Source organism: Sorangium sp. So ce145 (assembly GCF_051525985.1).
Lineage (GTDB): Bacteria > Myxococcota_A > Polyangia > Polyangiales > Polyangiaceae > Sorangium > Sorangium cellulosum_B.
In genome coordinates, this window is sequence record NZ_CP150315.1 from 458,545 (window position 1) to 477,282 (window position 18,738).

At 73.4% G+C, this 18,738-nt stretch carries 16 protein-coding genes; 9 read left to right on the plus strand and 7 right to left on the minus strand.

The window, feature by feature from the left end:
• Nucleotides 1-412: 412 nt before the first annotated feature.
• The 7 genes from WMF34_RS01710 to WMF34_RS01740 form a co-directional block, all read right to left on the minus strand.
• The gene (locus WMF34_RS01710; protein WP_012232948.1) at nucleotides 413-1,117 is read right to left on the minus strand and encodes a thioredoxin family protein; all 705 of its coding nucleotides are present in this window, start codon (nucleotides 1,115-1,117) and stop codon (nucleotides 413-415) included.
• Between the two features lie 38 nt (nucleotides 1,118-1,155).
• On the minus strand, nucleotides 1,156-2,049 hold the full coding sequence (locus WMF34_RS01715) for a hypothetical protein (protein WP_012232949.1): 894 nt from the start codon (nucleotides 2,047-2,049) through the stop codon (nucleotides 1,156-1,158).
• A gap of 2 nt (nucleotides 2,050-2,051) precedes the next feature.
• Nucleotides 2,052-3,104, minus strand: a complete 1,053-nt coding sequence (locus WMF34_RS01720) for a phosphatase PAP2 family protein (protein ID WP_437992221.1) — start codon at nucleotides 3,102-3,104, stop codon at nucleotides 2,052-2,054.
• Nucleotides 3,105-3,120: 16 nt separating this feature from the next.
• Complete coding sequence (locus WMF34_RS01725) at nucleotides 3,121-3,477, minus strand: cupin domain-containing protein (RefSeq protein WP_012232951.1); 357 nt, start codon at nucleotides 3,475-3,477, stop codon at nucleotides 3,121-3,123.
• 192 nt (nucleotides 3,478-3,669) lie between these two features.
• Entirely contained in the window at nucleotides 3,670-5,379 is a 1,710-nt protein-coding gene (locus WMF34_RS01730) for a DUF4139 domain-containing protein (protein ID WP_437992222.1), read from the minus strand.
• A 19-nt stretch (nucleotides 5,380-5,398) separates the two neighbouring features.
• Nucleotides 5,399-7,666: a DUF4139 domain-containing protein gene (locus WMF34_RS01735; RefSeq protein ID WP_437992223.1), complete on the minus strand. Its 2,268-nt coding sequence runs from the start codon at nucleotides 7,664-7,666 to the stop codon at nucleotides 5,399-5,401.
• Between the two features lie 74 nt (nucleotides 7,667-7,740).
• Complete coding sequence (locus WMF34_RS01740; RefSeq protein ID WP_437992224.1) at nucleotides 7,741-9,456, minus strand: Eco57I restriction-modification methylase domain-containing protein; 1,716 nt, start codon at nucleotides 9,454-9,456, stop codon at nucleotides 7,741-7,743.
• 367 nt (nucleotides 9,457-9,823) lie between these two features.
• On the opposite strand from WMF34_RS01740, the gene acpS reads away from it, so the two are divergent.
• The 9 genes from acpS (at nucleotide 9,824) to cysW (ending at nucleotide 18,564) form a co-directional block, all read left to right on the plus strand.
• Nucleotides 9,824-10,312, plus strand: a complete 489-nt coding sequence (acpS, locus tag WMF34_RS01745; RefSeq protein ID WP_012232955.1) for a holo-ACP synthase — start codon at nucleotides 9,824-9,826, stop codon at nucleotides 10,310-10,312.
• Nucleotides 10,309-12,105 carry an NAD(P)H-hydrate dehydratase gene (locus WMF34_RS01750; RefSeq protein ID WP_437992225.1) on the plus strand — a complete coding sequence of 599 codons (1,797 nt, stop codon included), beginning with the start codon at nucleotides 10,309-10,311 and terminating at the stop codon, nucleotides 12,103-12,105. The genes acpS and WMF34_RS01750 overlap by 4 nt, the downstream gene beginning before the upstream one ends.
• Before the next feature lie 247 nt (nucleotides 12,106-12,352).
• Nucleotides 12,353-13,027 carry an RNA polymerase sigma factor gene (locus tag WMF34_RS01755; RefSeq protein ID WP_012232957.1) on the plus strand — a complete coding sequence of 225 codons (675 nt, stop codon included), beginning with the start codon at nucleotides 12,353-12,355 and terminating at the stop codon, nucleotides 13,025-13,027.
• Between the two features lie 104 nt (nucleotides 13,028-13,131).
• Entirely contained in the window at nucleotides 13,132-14,475 is a 1,344-nt protein-coding gene (locus tag WMF34_RS01760; RefSeq protein ID WP_012232958.1) for an NAD(P)/FAD-dependent oxidoreductase, read from the plus strand.
• Between the two features lie 59 nt (nucleotides 14,476-14,534).
• Entirely contained in the window at nucleotides 14,535-15,209 is a 675-nt protein-coding gene (locus tag WMF34_RS01765) for a helix-turn-helix domain-containing protein (protein ID WP_157906377.1), read from the plus strand.
• 163 nt (nucleotides 15,210-15,372) lie between these two features.
• Entirely contained in the window at nucleotides 15,373-15,696 is a 324-nt protein-coding gene (locus WMF34_RS01770) for a DUF2325 domain-containing protein (RefSeq protein WP_012232960.1), read from the plus strand.
• A 29-nt stretch (nucleotides 15,697-15,725) separates the two neighbouring features.
• Nucleotides 15,726-16,748 (plus strand): sulfate ABC transporter substrate-binding protein, encoded by a 1,023-nt coding sequence (locus tag WMF34_RS01775; RefSeq protein WP_437992226.1) that lies wholly within the window; start codon nucleotides 15,726-15,728, stop codon nucleotides 16,746-16,748.
• Nucleotides 16,749-16,804: 56 nt separating this feature from the next.
• Nucleotides 16,805-17,659, plus strand: a complete 855-nt coding sequence (gene cysT / locus WMF34_RS01780; protein WP_231864650.1) for a sulfate ABC transporter permease subunit CysT — start codon at nucleotides 16,805-16,807, stop codon at nucleotides 17,657-17,659.
• Entirely contained in the window at nucleotides 17,659-18,564 is a 906-nt protein-coding gene (gene cysW / locus WMF34_RS01785) for a sulfate ABC transporter permease subunit CysW (RefSeq protein WP_012232963.1), read from the plus strand. The genes cysT and cysW overlap by 1 nt, the downstream gene beginning before the upstream one ends.
• Nucleotides 18,565-18,738 lie beyond the last annotated feature (174 nt).

Below are 18,738 nucleotides of genomic sequence, written 5' to 3' on the forward strand. Positions count from 1 at the left end.
CAGCGAAGGTAGAGCCCCCCAGCGCATGGCCTCGAATCGCCATCATCCCGGACCGCCCGGCCGCGTGCCAGTGAGCGCCTCGCTTCAGGCGTGAGCTACGAGCGATATGCCAAAACTGTCACCCAACGGTAAACCTGAGTTTACGTCCATGTCAACACCCCGGACTGGGCCTGTCGCCGCGAGGGGCCAGGGTGCGATGCGCTCGGCGCGGCGATGGGCGTGGGGCGGGAACAGACGGCGGGCGCGACGGTGAGCGACGTTCAGCGACGCGCCGACGGCAGCGCCAATGAACGATCCAACGAGAGAGCAGCGAGGTGCGGGACGCCGTCCGCGACGCTATTTGTGGGGCGCGCGACATGATGCCGAGGTGGGTTCAGCTGCTCCGCTGCTCATGGGCCCGCCGGCGGGCTGGTCAGTACTTGACGGTGCAGCCGAACGCCTCGGTCTCTTTCGTGGAGATCGCCTTGCCGGCGGCGAGCTCGGTCAGCGCGACATCGACGTAGTTCGTGACCTGCTCGCCCGGCTCGGGCTCACCGCCCTTCGTGCTGTCGATGGCGCCGGCGTAGACGACCGTGCCCTGGGGATCGATGACGACCATGTGCGGTGTGCGCTGGGCGCCGTACGCGCGCCCCACATCGCCCTTCTCGTCGATGAGGACCGGGTAGCTCATCCCGAACTCGCCCTTTGCCTTCACGTTCTCTTCCTTGGCGGCGCCCTGCTTGCCCGGAGCGCCCGAGTTGATGGCGAGCCACACGACCCCCTTCTGGGTCTGCTGCGCCGGCACGTCCTTCAGGCCGCCCTTTCGGTGCGCGAGCTGCACGAACGGGCAACCGGGGTTGAACCACTCGAGGACGACCGTCTTGCCCTTGTGATCGGCCAGCTTGACGGGCTTGCCGTCGAGGTCCGGCAGCGTGAAATCGGGCGCGGGCTGCCCGATCTTGGCCTGGGCCGCCTTCGCCTGAGCCGCCGGCGCGTCCGCGGCCTTCGCCTTCGGGGCGCCGGCCTTTTCGGGCTGCGGCGCGGCGGCGCCGGCGGCCGCGGGCGCGCTCGCCTCGCCGGGCTGGGTGCACGCCGCGAGGGCCGCGGCGAGGAACGTCAGGGAGATGAGCTTGTTCATGCCGAGACGCTTACCACGCGTCGCGGCAGGCGCATGCGTCAGGGGAACTCCGGCCAGCGATCGCCGGTCGCCCACCGGTATCGAAGGCCGAGCTGGCCGAGATCCGCGCCCAGCAGGCCGAGCCGATCGGGCGTCGCGGCCACCACCATCACCGTCCCCACCGCGTCCAGGTGGTGCGTCAACGACACGGCCAGCACGGGGCCGAGCCGCACGACGACGCTGTCGCGGCCAGGGTTGCCGAGCACCTCGGCGGCGGCGCCCAGGCGGAGCTCGCCGAACCGGTCCATCTCCGCCATGTAGCCGAGCCGGGCCCGGTAGAGGTACGGCGGCTTCATCACCGCGTGGAGCGCCTCCTCGTAAAGGTAGAATCCCTCCGGCGTCCCCAGCACCGCATAGCCGGTCGCGACGCCGAACAGGCTGCCTCCGAGCAAGGGTATCGAGCCAGACACCTCGAGCTCCGCCGCGACGTACCGCGACGGGGGGCCCTGCATGAGCTCGGTGTCCCTGCGCGTGTACGACGCCCGCGGCTCGAGGAAGTACTGGGTCGTCGAGAAGGCGTACCGCGCGCCGCCGCGGATCTCCACGCTGGGCAGCGCGGCGCGGAGGCCCAGGTACTCCGCGCCGCCGCTCGGCGAGCCGCTCGCGTAGGCCTCGATTCCGAGCCAGGACCAGTGCGGCTTGCCCACGCCGAGCGCGAGGCTCGGCCTGAAATAGATCACGCCGAGATCCATCAGCGCGGAGACGAACGGGCGCGCGGCGGCGCTCCGCGCCCAGTAAGAGCGCTTCTGCAGGAGGTCGATGCCCGAGGGCACCGGCGGCGGCTCGCCGGCGGGCGACGGCAGGTCGGCCGGATCCTGGGCGCCGGCCCCGGCGGGCAGCAGGGTGAGCGCGGCGAGCGTCGCGGCGGCGGCCAGCGCGCGGCGGAGCGCCATCGCTAGAACCTGCCCACCAGGTACCCGCCGAGCGGCGCGGGCGCGAAGCTGAGCGTGACGCCGTCCCCGCGCTGCGCGTCCGAGGCGGGGGCGCCGCCGCGGTAGTGCAGGAGCCACGGGAGCCCGAGGCCGGTCAGGGCGCCCACCGCCGCGCCCGTGAGCGCGTCGGTCGCGAAGTGCTGGTCGGAGACGACCCGGAGCGTCGCCACGGCCGCCGCCGTCCCGAGGGACGCGGCGCACGCGAGCGCGTCGGGGGCGCCGCCGCCGTACAGGGGCAGGCGCGCGTGGTGCGAGCACACGAGCCCCGCCGCCGTGAAGGCGGTCGAGCTGTGGCCGCTGAAGAAGCTCCTGTACCGCTTGCTCCCCCGGCAGTCGCGGTCCTGCTGCTCCTCCGGCCCGGCGCACCCGGCGCGGTAGGGGCGCTCGCGGCTCGTGAGCCCCGCGACGACGCCGTTCAGGGCCGCGTTCAGCGCGAGCGCCTCGACGTCGATCATCGCGATCTCCCAGGCGACGCTGCCGCGGCCGTGCCCCCACCAGGTCACGAGCAGGGCGTCCACCGCGAGGTGGTTGGTCATCAGCGTGAGCAGGAGATCGCTCGCGTCCCGCGCCATCTCGCGCTGGCGATCGCTGCGGATGCGCAGGGCGTCGCGCGCCGAGCCGTCGAGGCCGTTCACGGTCGTCCACCGGCCCTCGGACGGCGGGATGGCGAGCGTGCCAAACGCGGTCGCGGCCAGGAGCCCCGTGGCCACATACTCGCTCACGCGGAAGCGCGGCCAGGCCGGATCCCACGCGACCTCGGGCCGCGCGCGAGGGAGAGCCTCCGGCGCGGTCCGGCGTGGCCCGCTCGGCAGCGCCGCCCCGGAACGGAGGGCGGTGGTGTCGCCGGCTCCGCGTGTCGCCGCGCCGGACGGCGCCGCGAGCGGCTCGGCTCGCGCCGCCGCGAGCGGCTCGGCTCGCGCCGCCGCGAGCGGCTCGGCTCGCGCCGCTGCAGCGCCGAGCAGCGCCGTCACCGCGAGCGCGCTGGAGGCGAACCGGAGGGGCGCGGCGCACCTCAAGGAGCGGACCGCGCGATCAGAAATCGGGGTGGCCGATGACGAGGAACTCGAGCGGCCCGGCGCCCGTGTTGCGCAGCCCGTGGTGTACGTTCGTCTCGACGTGCATCATCTGGCCGGGGCCGAGGGGCACCTCGCGGTCGCCGACGATGCCGAGCGCTTGCCCGGCCAGGATGTAGATGGTCTCGGTGGTCTCCGTGTGGAGCTCGCGCGAGATCTCACAGCCGGGGCCCATCGTGCCCCTGTAGAAGCCGAAGGCGTTTCCGCGGTCTCTTCCCAGCAGCTGCGCCATGAAGACGCCTCGGTTGGGCAAATACTCCATCACGTCTTCGTCGGCTGCGGTCAGCACCACGGCCCCGTCGATCTGCTGCCTCATGGCGATCCTCCTCCTTCACGAGTGAAGCCGCTGGGAGATCGATCCGTTACAGAAGCGCACTGCGTCCTGTCAACGGCGCTCCGCGCGGAACCGTGCGACGGCGGCCGTCGGCGTCTCGGCTTCCCTGCTTCCGCGCTTCTCTCCTTCTCTCCTCCTCTCCTTCCACGTTCCCGCTCTCTGCGTCTCCTGGCTTCAAAAAGGCAACACCACGCTCGCTGCGGCGCGGAGCTCGTAGCTGAACGACATCGTCTTCAACCCCTTCGGAGGGAGCTCGACGTGGCCACGGAGAAATCCGTCCTTCTCGTCCAGCGTCCAGCCGGGGGCCTCGCCGAGCGCGACCTCGACCTCGGCCACCTCGCTGACAGGGATCCGCTCGGTGACCAGCACCCGCTTCACGCTGCTGGAGAGGTTGGACACGGAGAGCTTCACACGCCGGCGGATCTTGCGGCTCCCCGTGATCGCGGCGGTGTCCTGCTCCTCGTCGACGGTGCGCCGCACGCGCACGGCGTCGTCCACGCCGAAGCCGAGCTCGAACGGCTCGCCGGCGCCCACGAAATCGAGCCGGGCGCGGCCGATGAGGCTGCCGCCCCGGGCGACGCGCACCGGGCCTGCAAGCAGCGGGCGCGGCCGTCCGCCGGCGCCGCCGCCGTCCAGCGTCACCGTGGCGCGCAGGTGGGCCGCGGGGTGGACCTCGGGGTACAGCACCAGCGCGAGCTCGGTGGGGAGCGAGCGCCGCGCGATCTCGATGCGCGTCGGGCGGCCGTCGGAGGGGAGGGTCACCGGCTCCGCCGCCTCGAAGATCAGCGGCTCGCCGCCGTCGTCCACCCCCGGCATCTCGTCGACGGCCCGCGCCCCGCGGTCGAGCCCGGCCGCGGCGATCGCCTGGTCGCGCGCCTCGACGATCACGCGGCGGCGCTCGATCTCCGTCTTGCGCCGCGCGCGGAGCACGTCGTCCTCGAGCAGCGGCGCCTCGGCGCTCCTCGACGGCCGCGCGGTCGAGAAGCGCGCGGCGACGTTCTCCCAGACCTCGCCCGTCGCCTGCCACGCGGCCGCCCAGGTGGTGAGCTCGATCGAGCCGCCAGGCCCCTGCGCCGCCGCGCCGCCCGCGCTCGCGCCCGCGGCGCCGGCGGCGAGCCGCGCCAGGTGCTCGGGGCGCCAGATCGCGCACGCGACGCGGTACGTCAGCTCGATGTCGACGGGCTGCGGCGCGGGGGCGTGCACCTCGACCTCGATCACCGCTTCGTAGCGCGGTTGCTCGACCGACCCCTCGCGCAGCCGCGCCCCGGCGCGCCGGGCGTCCTCCTCGGCGCGCGCCCGCGCCGCGCGCGCGTCGGCCGAGGCGCCGAGCGCCTCGGCGAGCGCCGCGTGCAGCGCCTCGGCGCCGCCGCGCCACGAGGCGAGGCGCGCGGGCTCGCCTGCGTCCTTCGGGACCTCGCTCATCGCCCGCGCCCACTTCGCGAGCAGCTGGTCGAGGTGGGCCTCGCGCCGCGACGCCCGGTCCCGCGCGCGCTCCGCGGCGCCGGCCCGCAGCGACGCCTCGCGCTCCTCGCGCTCCAGCGCGTCGATCGCCTCGCGGCCGAGCGCCGCCTCCCTGTGCGCCCTCCACCGGACGCGCGCCGCCGTCACGCGCACCGCGTCCGCGCCCGCGCCCGCGATGCGCGCCTGCACGGTGCGCTCGTCGACGAACACCGAGACGCCGCCGATCGCGATCCACTGCGCCCCGGCCTGGACCTCGACGCGCGCCGCGCGCACGACCTCGGCGCGATCCTCGAACAGCGTCACCGCGCGCGCCACGCTCGGGTGCGGCGCGCGGGCGCCTTCGTGGCCGCCGCTCCCGTCGCTCCCTCCGCCTCCGCTGGCGCTCCGCCCAGCCCGGTCCGAACCGCTCGCGTCCGTTGCCATGGTGCGCTCGTTTCCCTTGTTATTCCCGACGGTTACCGCCGATGATCTCGTTCTTGGACGAGAGCACCACGCGGTAGGTGAAGGCGACGGAGGCCTTGCCGCCCGGCGCGATCGGGACGCGCCAGCGCAGCCCGCCGCGCACCGGCTCGCCGAGCTCCTCCTGGGTGTACGGCTCGGCCTTCGGCTGCGACGAGAGGAGCTTGATCTCGACGTCCTTGTCGTCCGTCACCGGGATGCGGTCGAGGACCTCGACCTCGACGCCCATCCCGAGCGACGAGGAGAGGTCGATGACGACCGCGTGCTCGACGGCGAGCGAGCCGCCGAGCAGGCCGGCGCTCGACTCGTCCACGCGCGCGTTCCTGGCGACCCGGATCCGCTCCTCGACGCCGAGGCCGGCGCGGAGGAGGCCGCCCCGGTCCACGCGGCCGAGCGCGGACTGCGCCGCGAGGGCGCCGTCGACGAAGATGTCGACCGGCCCCGCGAGCAGCGGGGCGTCGAACGGGTTCTCGACGCGCGCCTCGCGGTAGACCTCGGCGGCCTCGCGGGGCGCGGTCACGAACCGGGGCGCGGCGGGGGCGCGCGCGGCGCCCAGCGCGACGCGGTGGAGCCTGCCGTTCGACGGCACGTCGGCGGCGCTCTCGCCGACGTAGAGGTGGTCGAACTGCCCGCGCGAGTCGCGCGGATCCACGGCCCGGGGCGGGGCGCCGAGGTCCGCGATGTCCTGCTCCGCCCGACGCGCGTCGCGCCGCGAGGGCCCGGGCTCGTCGCGCGCGAGCCGGCCGCGCTGTTTGCCCGCGCCGGGGAGGTGCAGCGCGTCGAAGTCGAGCCACTCCTCGACCTGCGCGGGCTCGAGCGCCGGGGCGGCCCCGGCGCCCTCCTGCGCCTGCTCGGGAGCGAGCCATTCCTCCTCGAGGCTGGCCGCGGCCTCGACGCTCGCCGCGGAGCCCAGGGCGCTCCGGGGGACCGGGGGCGCGCTCGCCTGGGGAGCCGGCGGGGGCGGCGCCCCGGAGCCGCCGAACGACGGGAGCGACAGCCCGCGCGACTTGCGCGCCGGCGCGGCGAGCGGCATCGGCGCGGCCGCCGGCATCGGGGGCGGCGGGGCGAACACCATCGGCGCGGCGGCCTGCACCGGGGGCGGCGGCGCGCCCGCGCCGGACGGCGCAGGCGGCGCGAGCCTCTTCATCGCCGCGAGGGGCTCCGGGCTGGCCGGCTTCCGCGTGGCCTCCTCGCCCTCGCGCGTGCGCGGGGGCTTTCCAGGCGCGGCGGTGGTCCGCGCGGCCGGCTCGGGGAGGGCGGCGACGAAGCGGTCGAACCCCTCGAACATGGCGTCGAGCCCCTCCGGCGCGGGGCGGTAGCCGCGGCGCGGGGGGCGCTGCGCGCGGCTGAGCCGCAGCGAGGCGAGCTCCGGCAGCCGCGTGTCCTGCACGAGATCGGCGGTGGCGAGCGCGAGGCGCACGTCCTTCCAGTCCTCGCCGGAGGCCTGCGCGACGAGGGCGTCGAGCTGCAAGGCGACCTCGGTCGCGCCGCGCGAGAACCGCGCCGCGTAGGCGGGCCACCAGCGCGCGGCGGACACGGCGTACTCGAGCCGGAGCGCCGGCTCCCCGGCCGCGCCGCCGCGCTCCGGCGCGAGCCGCACGACGACGTCGAGGCGCGCCGGGTCGCGCTCCTCGACCTCGGCGCTCGTCGCCTGGGCGGCGTCGAGCTGGGCGGCCAGGAGCTCCTTCCGGGCGCGCTCGAGCTCCGCGTCGAGCGCGGCGGCGCGGGCGTCGAGCGCGGCGAGCTCGTCCGAGAGCAGGCGGCTCACCGCGAGCGCGTCGCGGATGCGGGCCGCCGGGTCGCCCGGCCGGAAGCGCCGCGCGAGCTCCGGATCGAGCGAGACGGCGCCGAGCTGGTCGCGCCAGAGGCGGAGGTGGTCGCGCTCCGCCGACAGGCGCGCGATCGCGAGCTCGAGCTCGCGGAGCTCGGCGGAGAGCGCCGTCCTCGAGACGGGCGCCGGGGGCACGACGAGCCGCGCGCGCACGCCGATCACGTCGCGCACGTCGCGCGCGGGCCCGGAGGCCGCCGCCGCGCCCGCCGGGGCGCCTGCGGCGGCCTCCGGGCCCGCGGTGTCGATGAGCGCGCGGAAGCTCCCCGGCTCGGCGAGCGGCGTGATCCCCGGCACCGAGATCTCGACCGCCCCCCGGGGGAGCGGCGCCGCGAGCTCGACGCGGCGGGTGACGATCGCCCCGCGCGCGTACACGACGACCCCCTCGATACGGCTGGCGCACTCGATCTTCTCGGCCGTCATCGCTCGTCCCCTCGCCCGCGAACGCCTCGTGAGAGCGCGACGCTACCACGCCGCGCGTGGGCCCGGATAGCGGGCTATCTCCTCGTGTCGAGGAAGCCGAACCCGGGCAGCGCGTCGATGCCGTAGGCGCGCAGCGCGAGCTCGTCGAGCCTGTCGAAGTCGCGCCGCCGGAAGGAGCTGCGGAGATCGCGCATCAGCTCCTTCGCGACGCTCTCCGGCGGGGGCAGGCGGATCCGCCGCAGGTACTGGGCCTGGAAGCGCAGGTAGCCTCCGCGCATCTTGACCGCATAGGACCACACGAAGAAGAGGGCGACTTTTGAGCCGAGCAGCCCGCCGAGGGCCTCCATGTCCCAGCCCTCCGAGGTGATGAAATAGAGATTGTGGTGCGGATAGAACCTGCCCTCGTCATAGACCACCTCGTTGGAGCCCGCGATGTCGGGGACGAGCAGCTTCGGGGCGGTGGTCAGCCCCGGGACCACGCGATCGATGGTGCGGAACCAGCCAGCGCCGCCGCGTCGCGCGATGTAGCGCCTCCTGATCTCGGCCTCGTGCGCGTGCAGGTACCCGGAGAGCCTGGGGTACTCCTCGAGATTGACCACCTTGCCGTCGGATCCGAAGGGATTGATGACGAACCGCCTGGCGTCGCGGATGCGGCCGTCCTCGATATCGTCTCGCATGACGAGCGGCACGAGGCGATCGCGCTCGATATCCACCTCTTCGCCGACGATGTAGATCCTGTCGCTCCCGGTGGCGACGCCGATGCCGACGCGCGTCCCGCCGACCTCCTCGATCGGCGCGAACCGCGCCTCGAGCGCGCGCAGGGCCTCGAGGTGCTCTGGCGAGCCGAGCACCCACGGGTCGTCGCCCTCGAACCAGGAAGCATACTCCGACACGGCGACGCCGGAGCCGCGCTCCGCCGCGCCCGCCTCCGCGCGCCCCTCCGCGCGTCGAAGCGCGGCGGACGCGGCCTCGCACTCCTCCGGCGAGGCGGTGCGCAGCGTCGCGACAGGGACGCTCCCCGTCTTGCCGGGCGACACGGCGAATATCGACGGGTAGGCGACGACCTCGGACTCGAAGGGAGAGGCGCCGCGCAGATCGACGTAGCACCGCACCCGGAACCACCTCGAGAGCAGCCGGCGGAGCGGCGCGCCGTACCGGTTGAGGGTCCACCGGTCGGCGCAGATGAAGGAGAGGACGCCGCCGGGCGCGAGGAGCTCGAGGCCGCGCTCGATGAACGCCACGTAGAGATCGGCGCGGTCGTAGAGCGACCTGTACCGGTGTCGATACTCCTCCTGGAGCTCGGGCGAGAGCTGTTCGATCCTGACATAGGGCGGGTTGCCGACCACCGCGTCGAACCGGCGTCCCTGGCTGGTGAGCAGGAAGTCGCCGTGGGCGATCCAGGCCTCGGAGAGGCGCGTCGCGTCGCCGTGCGGCAGCCCGAGCCGCGCGAGGGCGCCGGCGACCGCGAGGCGCGCGCGGTCGACGTGATCTCGCTCGACGTCGTACGAGCGGATCGCCGGCTCGATATCGAGGAGGTCGCGATCGTGGCGGCGCGCCGACTGGATCAGCCGCTCGGCGGCGGGGACCAGGAACGCGCCGTGGCCGCAGGCTGGCTCGAGCAGCGACAGCGACGCGAGATCCCGGTCCGCGGTGTAGCCCGCGAGATCGAGGATGAGATTCACGACCTGGGGTTTGGTCAGCACCACGCCGTGGGCCTCGCCCGACGAGCGCTCGCCGTAATCGTAGGCGCTCTGCGGGAGCATGACCGTCAGATCGAGGGCTGTCTGCATTGGCGCCGCGAGCATGGTAGCCGCGATCGGCGCGCGCGGGCGACGCTCCACGGCCGCGCTCGCCGCGCGGTCGCGGCGTCCGAGGCCGCGGCCGGCCGCCTCGCGCCGGGCCTCTTCCCCGCTCGCGTACCGCCGTTGAGGCGCTTTCTGCGTCTGCTTCCGCTTCCGCTTCCGCTTCCGCTTCCGCGCTCGGGGCGAGGCGCGGAGCGCGTTTCAGGAGGCGTCGCCATCGAATAGGGTAGAGTCGCCACATGGCCTTCCCCGTGTCTGTCCGTCCCGCCAATCGCATCGCGGCGAGCGTCGCCCGCGGAGGCGCCGTGCGACCGCCGGCCGCCGGCCCGGACGCTCGGTCGAGCGAGGGGGGCGCGTGATCCTCGGCATCGGCATCGACGTCTGCGGCATCGGACGCATGGAGGAGGCGCTCGCGCGGTGGGGGGAGCGGTTCTGGGAGCGGGTGCTGTCCGAGCCGGAGCGCCGCTCGCTCGCGCACCGCGTGGACCGGGCGACGGCGCTCGCGGGCCGCTTCGCCGCGAAGGAGGCCGTGGTGAAGGCGATGGCCGGCGCGCCGGGCGTCAGCTGGCACCACCTGGAGGTGCGCGGCGCGCCGCGCATGCCGCCGACGATGGCGCTCCACGGCCCGGCGCGCGCGCTCGCCGAGCGCATGGGCGTCCAGCGGGTCCACCTGTCGATCACGCATGACGCAGGCGTCGCGGCGGCGGTGGCTATCCTGGAAGGGGACGGCGAGAGCCGATCCCCGACCGAGGAGGATGAGGACGGCGAGAGCCGATCCTCGAGCGAAGAGGACGAGGACGGCGAGAGCCGATCCAGCCTGGACGAAGGGAAAGAGCGCTCGTGATTCCGGTCCTATCGCGCGCGCAGATGCGCGCCTTCGACAAGCACGCGATCCACCAGTGCCACGTCCCCGGCGTCGTCCTCATGGAGAACGCCGGCCGCGGCGCCGCCGACGTGATCTCGGCGATCATCGAGGGGCGCAGCGCCGGGCAGCCCGGCGACGCCGCGCACCGCGCGCCGCACCCGCTCGCGTCCGGCCTCTCGCCCGCGCGGGCGTTCTGGCCGGCGACGTTGCCCTCCGGGGCGGGTCTCCGGGGCCGCCCCGGGAGCGTCCCGCCGCCGCCGAACGGCCGCCGCGACGCCGAGGATGCCCGCGCCGCGCGCATCCGATCGTTCCCGGTGCGGCACGTCCCGAGCCCGGGGCAGCCCGCGACGTACCCCCTCCACGCCCGCGTCGTCGTCGTCTGCGGGGCCGGCAACAACGGCGGCGACGGCTTCGTCGTGGCGCGCCACCTCCTCGCCCGCGGCGCGGAGGTCCAGGTCTTCCTGGCCGCCCGGTCCGAGAAGGTCACCGGCGATAGCCGCATCAACCACGACGCGTACGTGGATCTCGGCGGCGCGTTGACCGAGCTCCCCCCGGGCGCGTCCCTCGCCCCGCTCGAGGTCGCGCTCGCGGGGGCCGACCTCCTCGTCGACGCGATCTTCGGCACGGGCCTCGACCGCCCCATCGAGGGCCACCTCGCCGACGTCATCGGCGTCCTCAACACGGCGACCTGCCTCTGCATCGCGCTCGACGTGCCCTCGGGCCTCGACGCCGACAGCGGCGCGCCGCTGGGCGCCGCGGTGCAGGCCGACGAGACCGTCACCTTCGGCCACCTCAAGATCGGCCTGCTGACGCCCGAGGGCGCGCGGCTCGCGGGCAACGTGCACGTCGTCGATCTCGGGGTCCCGGACCGGCCGATCCTCGCCCAGGTGGGCCACGTCGCGGAGGTCCTCCGCAAGGAGACGATCGGCTCGTCGCTGCGCCCGCGCGAGGCGAGCGTCTACAAGCACCAGGCGGGCAACGTGCTCGTCATCGCCGGCTCGTCGGGCAAGCTCGGCGCCGCGCTGCTGACCGCGCGCGCGGCGATGCGGACGGGCGCGGGCCTCGTGACGATCTGCACCTGGGCCGACACCGCGCGCGCGATGGAGTCGCGCGTCGTGGAGCTGATGACGACCTCGATCGATCCGGCCCGCATCGCGGCGTCGCTCGACGGCGCGCTCGCCGGGCGGCGGGCGGTCGCCATCGGCCCGGGCCTCGGCCTCGACGAGCGGGCGCGGGCCGCGGTGGATCACGTCGTGCTCGGCTGGGACGGCCTGAAGGTCGTCGACGCGGACGCCCTGACGCACTTCGTGGGCCGCCCGGAGGCGCTCGCGACCGCGCGCGGGAGCCTCATCATGACGCCGCACTCCGGCGAGCTCGGCCGGCTCCTGGGCCGGAGCGCTCGGGCCGTCGAGGAGGATCGCTTCGGCGCCGTGCGCGAGGCCGTGGCGCTCACCCGGGCGATCGTCGTGCTCAAGGGGGCGCGCACGATCATCGCGCTCCCGGACGGCCGCATGTTCATCTGCATGGCGGGCAACCCCGCGCTCGCCACCGCCGGCTCGGGCGACGTCCTGACCGGGATGATCGCGGCCCTCCTGTGCTCGATGGATCCCACCGCCGCCGCGAGCGCCGGGGTGCTGATCCACGCGCTCGCCGGCGATGTGTGGCGCGCGCAGACGGGCAGCGATCGGGGGCTGCTCGCGGGCGAGATCGCCGAGCTGGTCCCGGGCCTGATCGCCGCGCTGGCCGCCGGGTGCGACCCGCTCTCGACGTGACGCGAGCGCCCGCTCCGCCGGACGCCCCGCCCGGCTGGACGCCTCGCCCGGCGCTCGCGCGGGTGAGGCCGCCGGGCATGGCGCGCCGCGGGGCGGCTCGCCACCCTGGCGCGCCCGTTCTCCCTGCTGTCGATTTGACACGCGCCCGCGTGTCTCCGCCCGCGCCGTTCAGCGTGATCCGCGGCCTTCGCGAGGTCCGCGCGGTGGCACCTGCCTTGCCAGTGCCGGTTACGCAGGAGGTCCCGCCATGCTCGTCCACGCCGCTCATGCCCCCGCCCGGTCCTCGAATCTAGCGCCGCCGCCCGGCGCGACGCGCGCCCTCGGGCGCGGGCCGTCCTTCGGCGCGGCGCGGACGGCGCCGGGAGAGGGCTCGCGGGGAGCGGTCGACGAGCTGCTCCGCGGCCTTGTCGAAATGACACCGGAGCTCTTCGGCCGCGCGCTGCGGCTCTCCCGGACGCCCGCGACGGCCGAGGACCTCGTGCAGGACACGGTGGAGCGCGCGATCCGGTTCGCGGGGAGCTACGAGCCCGGGACCAACCTGCGGGCGTGGGTGCACCAGATCCTCTTCAGCGTCTTCATCACCCGCTGCCGGCGCAGCCGTCGCGAGCGCAACGCCCTCGACGTGCTCGCGACCGACCCGTGCGCGTGGACGGCGCCGGAGCGCTGCGCCGACATGCACGCGCTCTCGCCCGGCGTGCGGCGCGCGCTCGCGACGCTCCCGCCGACCTTCCGTGACACCCTCGTGCTCGTGGACCTCGAGGAGATGTCTTACAAGGACGCAGCGACGCGGCTGGGCGTCCCGGTCGGCACCGTCATGAGCCGCCTGCACCGCGGCCGGAAGCTGCTCGCCGAGGTGCTGCGTGGCGAAGCGCCGGACGGCAAGACCGAGGCGAGCAGCGACGTGAAGGCCGCGGCGGCATGAGCGATCGCGGCGCCGCGCCCGCGCGCTGCGCCTGCTTGCCGCGGTGATCCGCGCCCCCTACCATCGTCGTGCCACCGAGGAAGCGTTCCTCGCCAGGAGGCACCATGGCAACGACCGCGAGAGAGCCTCACGTCGTGATCGTCGGCGGAGGGTTCGGCGGCCTGAACGCGGCAAAGGCGCTCCGCGACGCGCCCGTCCGGGTCACCCTCATCGACAGGACCAACCACCACCTGTTCCAGCCGCTGCTCTATCAGGTGGCGACGGCCAGCCTCTCGCCGGCCGACATCGCGGTCCCGATCCGATCGGTCCTGTCGCGCCAGCGCAACGTCCGGGTCCTGCTCGGCGAGGTGACGGGCGTGGACCTCGCCGGCCGGCGGGTCACCGTCGACGGCGACCCGCTCGACTACGACTTCCTGATCCTCGCGGTCGGCGCGACGAACAACTACTTTGGCCACGAGGAGTGGGCCCGGTTCGCGCCGGCGCTCAAGAACCTCGACGAGGCGCTCACCATCCGCGAGCGCATGCTGCTCGCCTTCGAGGCCGCCGAGCGCGAGGAGGACCCCGCCGCGCGGCGGCGGCTGCTCACGTTCGTCGTCATCGGCGGCGGCGCCACGGGCGTCGAGATGGCCGGCGCCTTCGCCGAGCTCGCGCGCTACATCCTCGCGCGCGACTTCCGCTCCCTCGACCCTTCGCTCTCGCGGGTGCTGCTCGTCGAGATCGGCGCCCGCATCCTCCAGGCCTTTCCAGAGAGCCTCTCGGCGAGCGCCGAGGAGCAGCTCACGTCCCTCGGGGTCGAGGTCATCAAGGGGCGCCGCTTCCGCAGCATCGACGAGCAGGGCGTGCTGTTCGAGGACGGCGAGCGCCTCCCCGCCGCGACCGTCATCTGGGCCGCGGGGGTCCGCGGCACCCCGCTCGCGCGCGCGCTCGGCGTCGAGCTCGATCGCGTCGGCCGCGTGAAGGTCGGGCCGGACTGCTCCCTCCCCGGGCACCCGAACGTCTTCGCGATCGGCGACATGGCCACGCTCCGCGACCGGAACGGCGTCGACGTGCCCGGCCTCAGCCCGGCCGCGATCCAGGAGGGGCGCTTCGTCGCGCGCTGCATCCTCGATGATCTCGAGGGCCGCCCGCGCGGGCAGTTCGCCTACCTCGACAAGGGGACGATGGCGACCATCGGCCGCTCGCGCGCCATCGCGAAGGTCGGGCGCCTGCAGATGTCGGGCACGCTCGCGTGGCTCGCCTGGCTGGCCGTCCACGTGCTGTTCCTTATCGGCTTCAGGAACCGCTTCACCGTCATGTTCGCGTGGATGTGGCAGTACATCACCTTCAAGCGCGGCGCCCGCCTCATCACCGGCCATACCTCGCCGGTGCTCCTGGCGGCGCCCGTGCCTTCGGTGCGTCGCCCGTTGCCCGCGAGCCCGGTCGCGGAGGCGGTCTCGGGCGGCCCCTGAGCGCGCCCTTCCCCCCGCTCGCTTGACGCGCGCCCTCCACCATGGCGGATACGCGTCCAGTGAAGGCACGCAGAGCCCAGACCCCCGCGCGATCGGCGGCCGCCGAGCCGCCGTCCCCACCCCCGCCCCCGGCGAGCGAGCCTGGCGGGGACGACCCGGCGTTCGACGACGCGTCGGACCTCACGCCGGTCGTCGCCTCCAACCTGAAGCGGTTCCGGGCCGAGCGGGGCCTGTCGCTCGAGCGCCTGGCGAAGGCGTCCGGGGTGAGCCGGGCGATGCTGGGGCAGATCGAGCTGGGCCAGAGCACGCCGACCATCAACGTCCTCTGGAAGATCGCGCGCGCCCTCGGGGTCCCCTTCTCGGCGCTGATGAGCCAGGCGACATCGCCCGTCACGACCGTCATGCAGGCCTCGCACGCGCGCATCCTGCGGTCTCGCAACGGCGACTTCTCTTCCCGGGCGCTCTTCCCGATGGACCGGCCGCGCAACGTGGAGTTCTACGAGCTCCGCCTCGCGCCGCGCTCGGTCGAGCACGCCGACGCGCACGCCCCGGGCACCGCCGAGAACCTGATCGTCACCGAGGGCTCGGTGGAGATCACCGTGGCCGGCGAGCGGCGCCTGCTCGAGACCGGCGACGCCATCCTGTTCGAGGCCGACAGCCCGCACAGCTACCGCAACCCGGGCAGCGTCGAGGCCGTCATGTACCTCGTCATGACCTACGGCTCGCGCGGATAGGCAACCCCGCCCCATTTCCGGACCCCGCCGGCCTCGTGTCCCTCCGGTATCCAAGACATGTCCTCCGTTATTTTGGCAGATCTCCCTTGCGTCCTCTGCTTTAGCGTGAGATATGTCCGTTATAGCGGCGGTCACCCGCTGCGAGGAGCAAGGAGGCGGAGCGATGCGGATCACCTGGATTGGTGGGTTGGATCGCAACCAGGCTCAGCTGGAGCGGATGGCGCTGCAGGCGGGGCACCATCTGGAGTTTCACACGGGCAACACGGGCGGCCGCGGGGCGGCCGAGCTGCGGGCGGCCATCGAGCGGGCCGATCTCGTGATCGTGCTGACCGACGTGAACAGCCACGGCGGCGTGCTCCTCGCCAAGAAGCTCTGCCAGAAGCTCGGCCGCGCGGCGTTCATGGCCCGGCGCTGCGGCGCCTCGCGCTTCCAGCAGCTGCTCGACGCGCTAGCGCAGCGGGAATCGCGGTATCTCGCGACTGGCTAAGGGAGTAGGAACGATCGATGCGATGCTTGATGACGATGCTTTGTTGCGTGCTGGCGCTGGCGCTCTCGGCGTGCTCGAAGGGCGACGCGGCCGGCGCCTCGAAGTCGGGGTCGGTGCAGATACTGAACGTCTCGTACGACCCCACGCGCGAGCTCTATGAAGAGGTGAACGCCGCGTTCGCGAAGCGCTGGAAGGAGCAGAGCGGACAGGACGTCACCATCAAGCAATCGCACGGCGGCTCGGGCAAGCAGGCCCGGTCGGTGATCGACGGGCTCGAGGCGGACGTGGTCACGCTCGCGCTCGCCTATGACGTCGATGCGGTCGCGTCCGCCGGGCTGATCAAGGAGGGATGGCAGGCGCGCCTCAAGGACAACAGCGCTCCTTACACGTCGACCATTGTCTTCCTGGTGCGCAAGGGCAACCCCAAGGGCATCAAGGACTGGGACGATCTCGTGAAAGAGGGCGTGGCGGTCATCACCCCGAACCCGAAGACCTCCGGCGGCGCGCGCTGGAACTACCTCGCTGCGTGGGGGTACGAGCTGAAGCGGGCGGGCGGCGACGAGGCGAAGGCGAAGGATTTCGTCGGCCGCCTCTTCAAGAACGTGCCCGTCCTCGACACGGGGGCGCGCGGCTCGACCACGACGTTCGTCGAGCGTGGGCTCGGCGACGTCCTGATCGCCTGGGAGAACGAGGCGCTGCTCGCGGTGAAGCAGAGCGGCAAGGACAAGTTCGAGGTGATCGTGCCGTCGATCAGCATCCTCGCCGAGCCGCCTGTCGCGGTGGTCGACAAGGTGGTCGACAGGCGCGGGACGAGGGCGGCGGCGGAGGCGTACCTCGCCTTCCTCTCCACGGAGGACGGCCAGCGCATCGCGGTGAAGCACTTCTACCGCCCGCGCAACCCGGCGATCCTCGCGGCGGCCGAGTCGGAGGGTGTCTTCCAGAAGGTCGCGCTCTTCTCGATTGACGAGGTCTTCGGCGGGTGGCAAAAAGCCCAGAAGGCGCACTTCTCCGACGGCGGCGTCTTCGACCAGATCTACCAGGCCGGTAAGTAGACTTCGTGGCTCTCCTCTGGCGGCGACAGAGCGTTCTGCCCGGCTTCGGGCTGGCGATGGGGATTACGGTAACGTACCTGTCGCTGCTGGTGCTCGTCCCGCTGTCGATGATCTTCCTCAAGACGGCGACGCTCCAGCCCGCCGAGATCTGGGCGGTGGTGACCTCGCCGCGCGCCGTCGCCTCGTTGAAGATGAGCTTTGTTGCGTCGCTCATCGCGGCGGGCATCAACGCGGTCTTCGGCGTCCTCGTGGCGTGGGTGCTCGTCCGCTACAGCTTTCCGGGCAAGTCGATCGTCGACGCGCTCGTCGACCTGCCCTTCGCGCTCCCGACGGCCGTCGGCGGCATCGCGCTCACGGCCATCTATGCGCAGCAGGGGTGGGTCGGCCGGTTCCTGTACCCGCTCGGGATCCAGAGCGCGTTCAGCCGTCTGGGCGTCGTCATCGCGCTCACCTTCGTGGGGCTCCCGTTCGTCGTGCGGACCGTCCAGCCGGTGATGGAGGAGCTCGAGGTCGACCAGGAAGAGGCGGCGGCGTCGCTCGGCGCGGGCCGCTTCGAGATCTTCCGTCGCATCCTCCTGCCCGCGCTCTGGCCATCGATCCTCACCGGGTTCGCGATGTCGTTCGCGAGGGCGTTCGGTGAGTACGGGTCGGTCGTGTTCATCTCCGGGAACATGCCCTTCAAGACGGAGATCACGCCGCTCGTCATCATGACCAAGCTCGAGCAGTACGACTACGCGGGCGCGACGGCGCTCGCGCTCGTGATGCTCCTCTGCTCCTTCGTGCTGCTCTTCCTGATCAACCGACTCCAGTCCTGGAGCGGCGCGCGCGTGTCGTCGCGGAGCGCTGTCGAGGCGCCCCAGCCTGCGTCCGAGCGGTCCGCGGGGGCCAGAGCGCCCGGGGTCGCGTCGTAGTGGCTGGCGCGGCCGGCAAGCTGCGGGTCAGGTCGCGCGGGGCGGTGCGCGGCGCGACGTCCGAGCCCCCGCTGGTGCGCTGGGCGCTGACGGCGGCGGCGCTCGCGTTCCTCGGGTTCTTCCTCTTCCTGCCGGTCGTGGCGGTGTTCATCGAGGCGTTGAAGGACGGCCTCGCGGGGTACTGGCGGGCGATCACCGCGCCGGACGCCATCGCCGCCATCGAGCTGACGCTCACGACCGCGATCATCGCCGTGCCGCTCAACCTCGTCTTCGGCGTGGCCGCGGCCTGGGCGATCGCGCGCTTCGAGTTCACGGGAAAGAGCCTTCTCGTCACGCTCATCGATCTGCCGTTCGCGGTCTCGCCGGTGATCTCCGGCATGATCTTCGTCCTGCTCTTCGGGGCGCAAGGGGTGCTCGGCCCCTGGCTCATCGAGCACGACCTCCGGGTCATCTTCGATCGTCCGGGGATCATCCTCGCGACGACCTTCGTGACGTTCCCGTTCGTCGCGCGCGAGCTCATCCCGTTCCTGGAGAGCCAGGGGGCCGACGAGGAGCACGCGGCGCTGTCGCTCGGCGCGAGCGGGTGGAGCATGTTCTTCCGCATCACCCTCCCCAACGCGAAGTGGGGCCTGCTCTACGGCGTGGTGCTCTGCAACGCGCGGGCGATGGGCGAGTTCGGCGCGGTGTCGGTCGTCTCGGGGCATATCCGGGGGCAGACCAACACCATGCCGCTGCACGTCGAGGTGCTCTACAACGAGTTCCACTTCTCAGCGGCGTTCGCGGTCGCCTCGTTGCTCGTCCTGCTCGCGCTCCTGACGCTCGTGGCGAAGCGCCTTATCGAGCACCGGGCGCAGCGAGACGCGGCTCCGGAGATCGACCCGGCGGCGAAGGCCGGCGCGGGGTGACGCGCGCGCTCCATCCCGCACGGGATGGAGTGCGCGACGGAGCGCGGGCCGCTGGAGGACTCGGCACGAGCGGCACGAGAGGGAGCGCCGGGGACACGGCGCTTCCCTGGAAACGCCGTTGCCCAGGAGGACGGATGGCGCGCGGAGAACAGCAGATCTCGACGCTTCGACGCG